The organism is Alphaproteobacteria bacterium (assembly GCA_016722515.1).
GTDB lineage: Bacteria > Pseudomonadota > Alphaproteobacteria > Rickettsiales > JADKJE01 > JADKJE01.
Map to the genome: position 1 here is coordinate 1 of JADKJE010000011.1, position 12,150 is coordinate 12,150.

Genomic DNA, 12,150 nt, shown 5'->3' on the forward strand with positions numbered 1-12,150 from the left:
ACTATACCGTTAACGGACAAAGAAGTATGGAAATCTTATCCGCGCGGTATGTTACGTTCAAGATGCATTAGTGAAGGCGTTCGTACTGTATACCCCGGCATTATTAGCGGCATATACACAGACGAAGAGGTTGAGGCTTTTTCCGAGAAAGAGCGGTTCAACAAAGCAAGGTCCGTTGAGGTTAAAGTAGAAGAAACTAATGCCGAAATGTCACATATAACTGGTGAAGTTTTGCCAGTAGTTCATACTGAAGCAGCGGCTACGTCCAAGAATTTTACACTTCCTGAGGGTATAACCGAAGAAATGTATATTGCTTTAAGAGATAAATTTATTGAAGACGCAACCATTCTTAAAGAAAAGGCTATTAAGAATGCCCATGATGTACAAATTCTCTATTTAATAAGGAAGGATTGGTATGCATTATGCAATGGCTATATGTGCAAAAACGATTGGTTTTTACCCCCATTAAAAGTAGTTAATACAATGCAAGATCTTGTGGCTGGAATGCAAGTTCGATCGATTGCAAAGGGACATATTACTTACATAGATGGATGCTCTACTTCTTTGGATGATGAAATAAATTCAATGGATTATCAGCAGAGTGCTGTTTTAGATTCTGAAAGACAAGCAGGTTTAAATAATGATGCTGCTGACACATTAGAACATGAAATAAATTAGGAGTAATAAAAATGGAATATGGCAGATTATGTTTAGGCCGAGGGATCGGGCAGAGCATTATAATCGGGGATGGGGTAGAAATAAAAGTAAATAAAATAATTGGCAGTTATGTGCAGCTAACAATTATTGCACCAAAGTCATTGCGGGTTCATAGACGTGAGGTATGGGACAGAATAAAATTAGAGGAGTCCGATATAAATGAATAATTTTTGTTTGTCTGTTGCTAATAATTATTTGCAGCAACAGGTTAAAAATGAGCAAGATTTTCTGCTAGAAATATTAAGTAATCATGTAAAAATAAATACAGATTTACCAATGAAAAAAGATAGTGGTAGTAAAAAACAAAAAAAATTTATAATGCAAATTTGTCCAAATTGTAATGAGGTCATAGCTTTCTATCCGCCGCCCGATATTAAAAAAAGATGTGTAGATATTACTTGTGATTGGTGTTATCATGAATTTAATTGGGGGGCATTATGGCAGGAATAAATAAAGTAATATTATTGGGTCACTTGGGTAAAGATCCAGAAATTAGGTCTATGCAAAATAATGACAGGGTGGCTAGTATGAGTCTAGCCACTTCTAAAAAGTGGAAAGATAAAGTTACAGGTGAAGAAAAGAAGCAAACCGAATGGCATAATGTGGTTGCTTTTGGTAAGCTCGCAAGTATATGTGAGCAATATCTTAATAAGGGTGATCAGGCTTATATGGAAGGACATTTGTCTACTACAAAATATACTGGTAAAGATGGTATTGAAAGATATACAACTAAAATAATTCTGGAGAACTTACAGATTCTTAATTCTTTTAAGGGAGATATACGCGCTAAAGAACCGAATGGAAATGTTGAAGAATTTCGCCCTGGAAGCTCAAAGTTGAATATGTCGCATAATTATGATGATGTTCCATTCTAGCTTGGATGGGCTTTTATTGATGACATATTGGAGAAGAAGGGACTGATATGAAATGGCATAAGGTGGTTTGATGAATAAAAAAGTATTGATTGATTTAGAGGATATTTTAGTTTTAAAAGGAAAAACAGGTCTTTTGCAGGCTTTTGAAAGGTTGTCTTTAAATGGTTGGTCAAATATAGCCACGAGAGATGCTGAGCTGTTAATTGAAGGCTGTGAGTTGTTTTTTGAGAATTTATTGAGATGGTTTGATGAGCAAGAAAGTATTGATTAGTTTGGATGATATAGACCGGCTTTATGTCGCTGGCTCTAATAAAATTAATGGGGTTAGCGACTATTGGAATGGTTATGCAAAATGTACGGCTGATTTATAGGATAGAACATGATATAGGTGACGATGAGACTCTATATGATGAAGGGGTTTACATGACCAGAGCCGAGAGAAAATCATATTTTGAACAGCAATTTGAGAAATTAAGGCAGGAGAAGAAATGACAAAAAAAGTACTGATTAGTGAACAGGATATAAATACATTATTCTTGTGCGAAGAGGGCAATGAATTTCTACAGGCGGATCCATGGGCATTTATATGTGCCATGCATGTTTATGCATTAGCGTGGTTTAGAAATCAAACCGAGGTGAAAAAAGTACTGATTAGTTCGGATGATATAGAGTACATAAGAAAATGTCTTCTTAATCATTATGGCCATGATGTAGGGGATTGGCTAGAAAGTTGGTTCGAAGACCAACCAGGGGTAGAAGATGAAAAGAGTGTTGATTAGCTTAGATGAATTATATTGCGCTATGGTTACAGGATATGAAACGCCCAGAAAAGATGCGTTTGAGGATAGGAGATGGTTAAGGGAGCAAGCCAAAAAATGGTTCGACGCTCAGCCTGATGTAAACGACATGTTGGTTGAGGACTTTTTAAAGATTAGTAAATATCATAGAGAGGATTAGGCGAGATGGAATGTAAGTTGTGCGAACTATTACGAAAGGCCCGAGAAAGCTATGGTATTACGGCCACAGAATTGGCCAGGAGATTGGGAATTGGTAGGAGCGAGATCACGCGATACGAGCATGGCAAGCGTCAAATAAGCTTCAAAGCTCTTGTGGAAATTGCAGAAGTATTACAAGCTAATGAGCATCTATTTATTAATGCGTGGCTGCAAAATTATTTATTAATTCATGGATTTGATAAATATACAGTTAATTTAACTAAAGAGGAATCACATGATCAGCCGACAAAATGAATCACAAATAACATTTACAGTTATTACTAGATGTGAAAAATACTCTCAATGGCGATCTTATGGGCGTTCGCTTAAACCTGCTTTTAAATATGCCAAATTGTGTTGTGATAAATCAAAGAGTCTAAATGAAATTCTGCTGACAGTATTATATGAATATGGAGATTTTCAATTGACGCATTATTTTAGCCGTATGGACATTGAAAGGTATAAAAATTATTGGGAGTTTATGCCAATATTGGATATTATATTAACACGTATGAAGAAAGAAGTTATTATGAGCTTAAAATAATAAGGGTGATTGAGCGAGATGAATATGTTTGAAGCGGCAAAGATAGCCATAAAAAATAAAAATGGCTTTATATGTAATGATCCAGATGGGTGTTCCTTATTTTATTATGAAGAGCGATTTTTAAATCAATTAGGATATGGGTTTGATCCATGCGAGTGTGATGTACATGTGGCAATTTGTGAATGTGAAAATGGCCGATGTTTTACAAGAGTCGTTCTCTTCGGAAGCGACGGAGATATATCTAATATCGCTGAGCGGTCTTTCGTTACTGACAAGGCAGAAATGGAATTAGCCGAGATTCCATTGGAAAAGCTTAATGATTTTCTTCTATTTATTAAAGAAGAAACAGTAGATTTTCCTAAAAGATAAGGGTGATTATAGACATAATCACCACTATCTGGATGCAGCCCTGTAAAGCTGGGACATTTATATTGAGACGGTCGCTACCCCGTCAAGCTCAGATAGTGATGAAAAGATAGTATAACATAGGAGAAAGAAAAGTGGCAAGAGAAAAAATGAAACCGTTTCCAATAACGGATAAAAAAGCCGGATATGCATCCAGCGTCCACTGGATGCATGAAATGGATCTGAGTATACAATAAAAATTGTAATGCCAGACTGCAACTGTTGCAGTATAGCATAAGGGAGCGAAAATGAATATAAGTCGCGAAGTTAAAAAGATCTGGCGGCCCTTATAAGCTCTTGCTAGCTGCCTAAATCCTCCTGTGCTTAGCTGGTCTCGAATCAGGTAGCGTCGGATTAAGATACAATAAGTATCAGGGCCATAAAAGATAGTATAGCATAGGAGAGAGAGAAAGTGAAAGAAGAAGATTTTATTTTGAATATTGTACATCCTAAGCATGGGAGATTTCAGTTAAAACATGAAAGCGGCTGTGTTATAACAGGAGAGATGTTTCATGATTTAGCTGTTTTTTTCGATAAAGTTGAGCTTCAACCAAAGAAAAAAAGAATTTTAAGTAGATTATTTTTTAATGGCAAAAATCAGAGGGCGCCGTAACGCCCTCAGGTGACCGGTCTACTCTAAGGCAGGTGGTTGAAAGGTAGTGTAACATAGGAGAAATACAATGAATACAGGTCTCAAAGAATTAATACTGGTTTTTTTGCTTTTTTTTATTATGGTTGCTTTTTTTGTTGGAGGTTTTTTTGGCGGTAAATATTTGCTTTTATCTTTGCCTAAAAAGCTATGCGAAAATAAATATAGTAGTTATACAGTAGATTATACTTTTATGTCTGGGTGTCGCGTAAAAGTAAATGATAAATGGGTGCCGGTTGAAAATTTACGACAAGTATAACAGAGGAAAAAGAAAATGAGTGAGTTTATAAGCTTTATTGATAAAAATGGTTGCTCTGTAATGTTTCATTATACACAAGTTGTCCTTTATATAGATCCAAATAAAAAAATAGCTTGTGCGCATTTTGGTAATGGCCCACGCCAAGATTTGGGTTTTGATGACGCTATTAAATTACAGCAAGCTCTGAATGAAATGATAAAGGAAAAAGAAAAATGAACGAAAATGAAAAATTGCCTTGTGTCAAGCTGATACTTCCTAAAAACATCCCTCATGGCCTTGCTATAAAGCTTGAAGTAAATAGGCCTGTTATGCTGTCTGTTGGCTACCCATCCCCGCCAGCAACGATTAATCCAGATGATTATTCGGCGTTAGCAAATCCTTGGGGAGAAGAGAATGCAGAATAATGAATTATAACATTCGATAAAAGATAGCATAGTTTGAGGTCAGATAATGTTGACAATAAAAGAAAGTAAAAGCCGTAAAAAATCTAGGATATCTTATTATAATTTTCTTGCATCCAAGGCGGAGGATGTCTATAGATTACCATGCTATGACATACGCGACATATATGATGTGCGGTGCTCAAATAAAATATTTCGGTTTACTATTAAGCTTGACTTTGACAATTGGGACTATTATAAACCATATAACATGGCCATAAAGCGTGATATAGAATTACTGAATTCTGTTAATTTTTTTGATGAGGAATACCACAAGAGAGCTCAATACTTTAGAAAAAATAAAATCAGCAATATACATTATGAATTAAGAGACGATCCACCAATTTATTGATTAAAAGGAAACATAAAATGTTTATATCATTACCAAAAGTTCGAATAACGTGCAACCTCTGCAAGGGGAAAGTTAGCGTGAGCAAGATAACGCTCTCCTCCATCTTTAACGCTACCTGCCGAGATTGCAGTAAAAAGGCACCACCTATGCCATTTATTAGGAACAGAAAATTACGCAGAATTTTAAAATTGTTGCTTAGTAAATAGAGGAGATAATAATGGATATTTTTTATGTGTGGCAAGAAAATGGCATATTACGCGTCAATAATCCACTACACGCCAAATACCAGGAGTTTTCTGTTGGAACATTTGTTGACATATCTAATAATGTACCCTCATGGATGAGCCATTTCACTAAAGGCGTACCAGCAGTAGTTCAATATAGTTCTTTGCAGTATAAAAATGATGTAGAAAGATATGAGAATGATGTGTCATTTGAGGAATATGTAAATGCGCAAGGATTTAATCGCAAATATAAACTTTTAATACGATACTCTGAAAATAAATGGTCTTCCTCTGCATGGTACATAGATAGCGTGTTATCGCCAATACAAGATAAAAATAGAATAGCTCAGTATTGCAATGAGCTTTCTAAGCTTAACCACTAGCAACCATTTATTTCTTCTTGCCCTTTTCACTTTCTTTTTTCTTGCTAAGAGCTATCGCCACCGCTTGATCTTGGGGCTTGCCCGAAGCTATTTCCGTCTTTATGTTCTTACTGACCGTTTTGTCACTTGCACCTTTTTTTAATGGCATATTGTACCTCTATCTATTTTGTCTTATCTTGAATAATTTCAATATTTTTAAATGCGATATCGGCTATATCTAACCATAAATCTTCAATAAGCTTTATATCAATTCCGCTTAAATAACCTTTAACTGATCTATCAGCCATAATACTGGTTATTTCGTTAGCCATCATTTTTATATTTGATGCATCCCTTTGTATACTCATGACTCCAACCCTATTATATTCACGGCTCTACCTCCCAAGGCTCACCTCTTTTTTTATCAAATTCACAATGCTGCTCCCAGTATTCTGTAACATTATTGGGCATATCTTTTTTAGCATAATAACATTGTCCAGTCAAACAAAGCAATGTCGCAAGCTCATCACATCTTATCAATAAACGTGTTATCGTTACACCATCCTGATTTATATTATCTCGATCGTCGTAACAAGGCATCACTCCACCCCCAATTCTTTACATAGCCTATTGTATTCTTCTTTAGTTATCTGGCAACTATCCCAATAATCATAAAGTGATGAAGATAAATTGTCAACGCATTCATCAATATTTTTGCGAACATTATACTTTTCATAAATTGAAGCTAAGACTGCCAGTATATTTTCAACGCAATCCCTTATAATTCTATTCATTTCATTCGATACAACAGCTATTGAATAGATATAATATTCTTCAAATTCGGCTATATACCTTAAATAAAATTGATTTTTGTTTAAGATGGCATGGCCTCCATTCTCAAAATTAATCTTTATAAAATCACTCATCATCACCCCTTAATGTATTAGACAATTTGATTATTTCCATCGGTAAATGCCCTATTCTATTTTCCACACATACTCAATTCAAAACTATCTTTAATCTTAGCATATTGTACCGTCTGCCATTGCATATTGCTTGGGTCATCAGCACCGCCGCAAGCCAGAGGCACTATATGGTCTATAATATAGCCTGGGCATCTCCCGTGATTATTGCCGTTACTAGGGCATGGATTTTGCTTTTTAAACGCATTCTTAGCGGCTTCACTACGATGAGCTTTGCAAAATGCATCAACACTGCATCCAGCCAGCAACATTACAATCAATATAAATACAATATATCTACGCATAATAACCTCTCTCCATTACCATATTTTCTCATATAGAAAATATTTAAAAGAATTTTTTCTGTGACAGATTAAGTTAAAACTGATAAATAAGTCAATTATAACTCCATCTTCTGGAGAATACCTGTCGATTGACGACCAAATTTTATTCCTAATTTTAGGTTTAAATCTTGATTTAACTTTCATCATTCCACCTCCGGCAATTCAGGTATCGGCATCCAGTGAGTTATATCATTAACGTCCATATAAAGACATCGTGTAGTTACATTCCAGATTGAATCAGAATTGGTATAACGAACAAGTCTGCCTATTTCAATTGGATAAACCCCAAATTGTGGACTAGACCCTTCATTCAAATAAAGGCCGTCAGTTAATCTTAATACGCATAATATTGAAGATTGTTCAATACGGTTATTGTAGCGATAATCTGGATCTATATTAGGTAAGCCATCCTCAACCCTTACCCACGGCGACTTACTCATTCTCACCCCCTATAGGTGGAATTGGCATCCAGTGAGTTACTTCTCTCGCATATCCGATATAATGGTCTGGTTCACCCCATCCATCCCATATCCACTTTCCTACATCTTTTCTATAAAAATCGTGATCAAACCACCCATGTCTAATTATCACAAATGATTTAATTTTATTTTCATCAAAATCGTAGTTACATTCTATTCTAACGATAACGGGATTATCTTCGTTGCTCTCGACCTCGCTTGGAGGCCTTTTCGCGCTCACCCAAGGCGAAGCGCCCCGGTTCCATCTTTCAATACCTTCAAATAACTTTACTTTGGCTCGAAACATATTTTTATCTGTAATTTCTTTATGAGTTCTACTGATAGAAGAATGAAATGCTTGCTCCAGAACAGAGTTTATTAATAATGAAATTAATTCTATTATCTCATCAAAAGATATGGTTGTTTTATGATATTCGACTTCATGACAAGGAACTAAATATTTACACCCATAAGTGCAACCAAATTCAATAAATCCCTCTCCATTCACGAAAGGAAAATACTGTATAATAAAAGGTTTTTTACCACAATTACAACTTTCTTCATGTTCCAATATCGCCCATCTTTCGGCGCAATCTACGCATAAAAACTCTTCAGTCATCTAAACATATCCTTAATAAGCTTCTGCATATAAATCATCTATAGTGGCATCGTTCGCATTTTCACAGTTAACCACCCACATCACGCGTCTATTACCGCATTCACAGCGATAATCTGTCATATCCCATCCAGAACAAGAGTTACCAGCTATGTCATTGCAATTCCAATTAGAAAAAGGAATATATGGCTTCTCTGAAAGAGAAGCCATTTTATCAATAACTAGTTGCTTTAATTGAGCATCAGTCATATTTATACCTAGACTCCCTACTATTCATTAAAGGCTCTTTATCATGCCCTCTCTTCACAAAGAAAGAGCAGCTCATAAAACAACAACATTTTTGCTTAGAATCAGAACTTTCATCCATTTGTGTTATCGCAAGCAACTGCTCGCCCGTTACATCACATTTAACCGTACTAACAGAAATAGGCTCTTTCTTCGGCTCTAACTCAGGATGAAATCTTATAATCAACTCGTTTAAATGCGTTCTTAAAAAGTTAAAGTTATTAGGCAACTCTCCGTGCAATCTAAACAACTCTTCTGCTTCTATATCTATCTTTAACCTACTTAATACCCGTTCAGGCAAAGAATAAAGTACGCTTATTAAATTTAATATCCTGATTGCGGTGTACATTTTTTGCATGGGTAACGACAATTTTTTTTCCTTGTTAATGTCACTTTTATTCATATCAGCTGATATATATTTATTAAATCTATATTCATCTAGTTTACCCAGAAAAGACTTAACAGAAACTTGCGCTAGTTTAAAACTATAATCCGCTTTAAAATCAAAGTAAGCTTTGCTATGCTTTATTTGATAATAAGCATCAATCTCATCAAACACATATTCGTACGCCATAACGTAATTCATATTTTACCTCGTTTATTTGTTATATATTAATTGTCAGAGCCAAAGAAATTTATTTTAATCACACCTCCGCTTATCTATTCACCCAAAAGCTCAGGATCTTCGAATTTATTTCCTATGATTTTAAATTCTACTCCCGTCCAACCGCTAACCGTAGAAACAAATATAAAAGATTTACGCCCATTTAATTCTACAGACATAATATTATCTAATGAATAACCATTATGATTCCATACTACAACATAAACGTAAGTGGTTCCTATTGAATCTTCTGAGATGAGAATATCCCCCTCATAAATATCTTTTCCATCGCAGTCATATAAGCCGGTGAATTGGGAGAGCTCAAATCTTAATTTATGAAAAACAGGGCCGCCAAAGTCATAGGTGAGTCCTGCATCGAGCATATTGCAAATCCACGATGATTGATATCGATCAGTGGGTTCTTTATTCCAACATTTATGTTCTTTATCCCAACATCTGAATCTAATTTCTCTCATCTATCTACCCTTACATAGCTACACACATAATCAATGAAACGTTTTCGTCTCATGTCTGCAATTACCGTCAACATAATTCACACTTTAAGTATAGCAAAATCTGCATAAATGTCAAGGAGCTTTTATATTTATTTAAACAAATATGTTAAAACAGCTGTACGAAATTTCTCAAAAATCAAAAAATAATAAAATTCATTGCATAAAGTGATAATTTATGGTACAATTTAAACATGAGGGTATATTGCAATTGATAGTATAAAAATGGAGCGCTGAAGGTAATAATAAAAATTGAATTTTTGTTCTTATGCCCTCCTCATTATAAGAAGGTATATTTTATGTTGTTTAAAATTCATTTAGTTCTTATTATTGCCGTGATCACAATTACTGTCGATATTTATTATCATACTGTCACACACATCACAAAACAGGCCACACATGCTGTTTCTTCATAAAACTAAAGATGAAATAGAAAATAAGCTAATACGTGTAATAGAAGCTGCTGTATATTCTCTTCAAGTGCTTGGAGAAAACGAAATCAACAAAGATATCGGAGTAGAAGAAGCTTATAAAGAGTTATCAGAAGCTATGGCCGATATAGTAGATAGTACTGTTTTGTTGCATAGCGAATATCACTATATTCTGTATAGGGCGAAATTAAAGTATAATATACTTATTGCTAAGCAATAGTGCGAGTATAATATTTTTTCTTGCCTACTAAGAATGAACAAGTAATAACTGTTATATAGATAAAGGCTATAATAAATATAGAAATCTCTACTTTTATAAAAAACATTAATAAAAAATGTAACATATTTATTTCCATGCTATTATCAGGATAGGATATATCATCAATAAAGGTATGTCAATTTTATTTTAGAGGATAAGATGTCCAGGTAAGTTCAAAATGATAGCCATCAACGGGCCTTTTCCAATCACCGCCCCATTCAATCGGTATTTTAAGCTCCATGGAGGCCATTTTCATGGCTTTAGCAACACTTGCAAAATAATGCCAATCTGCGGGGTCATCGCCATTTGCAGATGCTCTATTTGCCCATGGGGTCAAGTCTACAGCATGCCCCGTTAGATGGCGGCTATTCATAGTAGTACTTGTGCCATTTGCTACATGGGCTTTTTCTTGTTCAACTGTCCGCAAGCCTTCAGTAACCGAAAAGTCCACAGATGTAAGGATAAGCGCTCTATTAACAACTTTAATAAGATCTGGATGCACCCCCTCTAATTTACGTAAAGAAGTTGCGCTTAATTTAAAATTATTCATGAGATGCCCTGTTTTGCTATGGAGCCTGAACTATTAAGAACAGCTAAAGCCGGCTCTTTTTTTAAAAGGACATTGATCATATCATCTTTAGTGGCTAAAGTCTTTATAATACGATTATTTTCTTGAGTAATTGCAATACTTTCTTTAGTTAAATTTTCAATACGAATCAAGCAATCTAAAGTAGACTGCTTGATTTCGATATTTTTTCTGATTAAAGGAAATATTCTTTTACATCCAATAAGCACAGTTCCTAAAAGACCATAAAGTTCGGGATGTATAGAAGCAAACCATGATAAATCTATGCCGTCCATGTTAATATCCTAATACACTATAATATGTGCCTTCTGAGGGTAATGTACTAGCAGCATATCCCCAAATTGCAATATTTGTTAATAGATTAGATGGATCTGCCCCTATAGACATATTAGTCTCAATCGTTGGTGGCAATCCGCCAGCAAAGCAACACATACCTGTAATGAACCCATTCGGCCAAGCAATAGGCAAAGCAAATGAATTTTTATGAATTCCGGAGGTCATCTGAATATTGACTTCTCCCCACTGCCAAATAATCGGTGCTCTGCCCGGGGGTGCTGGAAAATACATAGATCCATTAGTAACAGCAGAACTTGCAAAAGATGAAGATGCTCCCTGATGCAATTCACCTCCGGTCAGTGTCCATACCCCGCCAACCACCGTCAAGACTGCCGCATCATTTGCTTCTAAGCTCAAGCTACTAATAGCGCCCGCACTGCCAGCATTAATAACATCAGAACCTTGGCGAGCGATTACACAACCAAATGTATTGCCGTTAAATGTAATTTGCGCGCCATTTGGCATACCCGCTACTAAAGGTAATTGAAATGCTAAAGAGCCAACACTCGGCGATACAATAGCACCCACATCGGCATTCGTTAAAGTGGTATTACTGGAATATGAATTGCTATTAGCAAAATTACCTAAAGCTCTTTGCACAAACGCGGTTGTAGCAATTTTAGTGCTATTGTCAAATTGAGGTTGCGTTATGGCAGATACACCTCCCAATGAATTTGTAAAAATGGCGGCAATTGCTGACGGCGATAAATCATCTGTCACATCGGTGCCCTGATTATTCGCCATGAATTGTGCCATACCCGCACAGATTGCCGATGTCTGTCGTTGCGCTTTAGCCATGTAAGCACTGGATGCAATAGAATCAAAAACATAACCGGTTGTGGTTATGCTGCTAGCCGCATAATCCGCAGTAGATAAAATATTGGGCGGCACTGCTGCCTGAGCGTAGGGATAGATATAATTAGTTGCCATGATAT

At 35.6% G+C, this 12,150-nt stretch carries 28 protein-coding genes; 16 read left to right on the forward strand and 12 right to left on the reverse strand.

The window, feature by feature from the left end; translation table 11 throughout:
- From IPP74_14180 to IPP74_14250, 15 genes are all read left to right on the forward strand, one after another.
- Window positions 1-678 (forward strand): hypothetical protein (locus IPP74_14180; GenBank protein ID MBL0320418.1); only part of this gene is annotated, 678 nt, incomplete at its 5' end.
- 11 nt (window positions 679-689) lie between these two features.
- Window positions 690-884: a carbon storage regulator gene (locus IPP74_14185; protein ID MBL0320419.1), complete on the forward strand. Its 195-nt coding sequence runs from the start codon at window positions 690-692 to the stop codon at window positions 882-884.
- On the forward strand, window positions 877-1,167 hold the full coding sequence (locus tag IPP74_14190; GenBank protein ID MBL0320420.1) for a hypothetical protein: 291 nt from the start codon (window positions 877-879) through the stop codon (window positions 1,165-1,167). Before IPP74_14185 ends, IPP74_14190 begins: the two co-directional genes overlap by 8 nt.
- A complete protein-coding gene (gene ssb, locus IPP74_14195; GenBank protein ID MBL0320421.1) occupies window positions 1,155-1,592 on the forward strand; it encodes a single-stranded DNA-binding protein in 438 nt (145 codons plus the stop codon). Before IPP74_14190 ends, ssb begins: the two co-directional genes overlap by 13 nt.
- A gap of 70 nt (window positions 1,593-1,662) precedes the next feature.
- Window positions 1,663-1,863: a hypothetical protein gene (locus tag IPP74_14200; GenBank protein ID MBL0320422.1), complete on the forward strand. Its 201-nt coding sequence runs from the start codon at window positions 1,663-1,665 to the stop codon at window positions 1,861-1,863.
- A gap of 74 nt (window positions 1,864-1,937) precedes the next feature.
- On the forward strand, window positions 1,938-2,084 hold the full coding sequence (locus IPP74_14205) for a hypothetical protein (GenBank protein ID MBL0320423.1): 147 nt from the start codon (window positions 1,938-1,940) through the stop codon (window positions 2,082-2,084).
- A complete protein-coding gene (locus IPP74_14210; protein ID MBL0320424.1) occupies window positions 2,081-2,371 on the forward strand; it encodes a hypothetical protein in 291 nt (96 codons plus the stop codon). Before IPP74_14205 ends, IPP74_14210 begins: the two co-directional genes overlap by 4 nt.
- 183 nt (window positions 2,372-2,554) lie before the next feature.
- Window positions 2,555-2,842: a helix-turn-helix transcriptional regulator gene (locus IPP74_14215; protein ID MBL0320425.1), complete on the forward strand. Its 288-nt coding sequence runs from the start codon at window positions 2,555-2,557 to the stop codon at window positions 2,840-2,842.
- On the forward strand, window positions 2,823-3,131 hold the full coding sequence (locus IPP74_14220; protein ID MBL0320426.1) for a hypothetical protein: 309 nt from the start codon (window positions 2,823-2,825) through the stop codon (window positions 3,129-3,131). Before IPP74_14215 ends, IPP74_14220 begins: the two co-directional genes overlap by 20 nt.
- An 18-nt stretch (window positions 3,132-3,149) precedes the next feature.
- A complete protein-coding gene (locus tag IPP74_14225; protein ID MBL0320427.1) occupies window positions 3,150-3,500 on the forward strand; it encodes a hypothetical protein in 351 nt (116 codons plus the stop codon).
- A gap of 448 nt (window positions 3,501-3,948) precedes the next feature.
- Window positions 3,949-4,149 carry a hypothetical protein gene (locus tag IPP74_14230; GenBank protein ID MBL0320428.1) on the forward strand — a complete coding sequence of 67 codons (201 nt, stop codon included), beginning with the start codon at window positions 3,949-3,951 and terminating at the stop codon, window positions 4,147-4,149.
- A gap of 67 nt (window positions 4,150-4,216) precedes the next feature.
- Window positions 4,217-4,444 (forward strand): hypothetical protein, encoded by a 228-nt coding sequence (locus IPP74_14235; protein MBL0320429.1) that lies wholly within the window; start codon window positions 4,217-4,219, stop codon window positions 4,442-4,444.
- Window positions 4,445-4,459: 15 nt separating this feature from the next.
- Entirely contained in the window at window positions 4,460-4,660 is a 201-nt protein-coding gene (locus tag IPP74_14240) for a hypothetical protein (protein MBL0320430.1), read from the forward strand.
- Window positions 4,657-4,848 carry a hypothetical protein gene (locus tag IPP74_14245; protein ID MBL0320431.1) on the forward strand — a complete coding sequence of 64 codons (192 nt, stop codon included), beginning with the start codon at window positions 4,657-4,659 and terminating at the stop codon, window positions 4,846-4,848. The genes IPP74_14240 and IPP74_14245 overlap by 4 nt, the downstream gene beginning before the upstream one ends.
- Window positions 4,849-5,453: 605 nt before the next feature.
- Window positions 5,454-5,843, forward strand: coding sequence for a hypothetical protein (locus IPP74_14250; GenBank protein ID MBL0320432.1), 390 nt, complete (start codon window positions 5,454-5,456; stop codon window positions 5,841-5,843).
- A gap of 7 nt (window positions 5,844-5,850) precedes the next feature.
- On the opposite strand, the gene IPP74_14255 is transcribed toward IPP74_14250, so the two are convergent.
- The 9 genes from IPP74_14255 to IPP74_14295 form a co-directional block, all read right to left on the reverse strand.
- Complete coding sequence (locus IPP74_14255) at window positions 5,851-5,991, reverse strand: hypothetical protein (protein ID MBL0320433.1); 141 nt, start codon at window positions 5,989-5,991, stop codon at window positions 5,851-5,853.
- A gap of 13 nt (window positions 5,992-6,004) precedes the next feature.
- A complete protein-coding gene (locus IPP74_14260; GenBank protein MBL0320434.1) occupies window positions 6,005-6,190 on the reverse strand; it encodes a hypothetical protein in 186 nt (61 codons plus the stop codon).
- A gap of 231 nt (window positions 6,191-6,421) precedes the next feature.
- A complete protein-coding gene (locus IPP74_14265; GenBank protein ID MBL0320435.1) occupies window positions 6,422-6,748 on the reverse strand; it encodes a hypothetical protein in 327 nt (108 codons plus the stop codon).
- 56 nt (window positions 6,749-6,804) lie between these two features.
- A complete protein-coding gene (locus tag IPP74_14270) occupies window positions 6,805-7,089 on the reverse strand; it encodes a lipoprotein (GenBank protein MBL0320436.1) in 285 nt (94 codons plus the stop codon).
- A gap of 182 nt (window positions 7,090-7,271) precedes the next feature.
- The gene (locus tag IPP74_14275) at window positions 7,272-7,568 is read right to left on the reverse strand and encodes a DUF551 domain-containing protein (GenBank protein ID MBL0320437.1); all 297 of its coding nucleotides are present in this window, start codon (window positions 7,566-7,568) and stop codon (window positions 7,272-7,274) included.
- Window positions 7,561-8,205, reverse strand: a complete 645-nt coding sequence (locus tag IPP74_14280) for a hypothetical protein (protein MBL0320438.1) — start codon at window positions 8,203-8,205, stop codon at window positions 7,561-7,563. The genes IPP74_14275 and IPP74_14280 overlap by 8 nt, the downstream gene beginning before the upstream one ends.
- Window positions 8,206-8,217: 12 nt before the next feature.
- Window positions 8,218-8,451 carry a hypothetical protein gene (locus IPP74_14285; GenBank protein ID MBL0320439.1) on the reverse strand — a complete coding sequence of 78 codons (234 nt, stop codon included), beginning with the start codon at window positions 8,449-8,451 and terminating at the stop codon, window positions 8,218-8,220.
- Window positions 8,444-9,046, reverse strand: coding sequence for a hypothetical protein (locus IPP74_14290; GenBank protein ID MBL0320440.1), 603 nt, complete (start codon window positions 9,044-9,046; stop codon window positions 8,444-8,446). Before IPP74_14290 ends, IPP74_14285 begins: the two co-directional genes overlap by 8 nt.
- Before the next feature lie 101 nt (window positions 9,047-9,147).
- The gene (locus IPP74_14295; GenBank protein ID MBL0320441.1) at window positions 9,148-9,567 is read right to left on the reverse strand and encodes a hypothetical protein; all 420 of its coding nucleotides are present in this window, start codon (window positions 9,565-9,567) and stop codon (window positions 9,148-9,150) included.
- Between the two features lie 435 nt (window positions 9,568-10,002).
- Here IPP74_14295 and IPP74_14300 point away from each other — a divergent pair, with 435 nt between their 5' ends.
- Window positions 10,003-10,254, forward strand: coding sequence for a hypothetical protein (locus IPP74_14300; GenBank protein MBL0320442.1), 252 nt, complete (start codon window positions 10,003-10,005; stop codon window positions 10,252-10,254).
- Window positions 10,255-10,435: 181 nt separating this feature from the next.
- On the opposite strand, the gene IPP74_14305 is transcribed toward IPP74_14300, so the two are convergent.
- From IPP74_14305 to IPP74_14315, 3 genes are read right to left on the reverse strand one after another with little or no spacing between them, the layout of a single operon-like run.
- Complete coding sequence (locus IPP74_14305) at window positions 10,436-10,843, reverse strand: M15 family metallopeptidase (GenBank protein ID MBL0320443.1); 408 nt, start codon at window positions 10,841-10,843, stop codon at window positions 10,436-10,438.
- Window positions 10,840-11,154 carry a hypothetical protein gene (locus IPP74_14310; protein MBL0320444.1) on the reverse strand — a complete coding sequence of 105 codons (315 nt, stop codon included), beginning with the start codon at window positions 11,152-11,154 and terminating at the stop codon, window positions 10,840-10,842. Before IPP74_14310 ends, IPP74_14305 begins: the two co-directional genes overlap by 4 nt.
- A 1-nt stretch (window position 11,155) precedes the next feature.
- Window positions 11,156-12,145, reverse strand: a complete 990-nt coding sequence (locus tag IPP74_14315; GenBank protein MBL0320445.1) for a hypothetical protein — start codon at window positions 12,143-12,145, stop codon at window positions 11,156-11,158.
- Window positions 12,146-12,150: the final 5 nt, after the last annotated feature.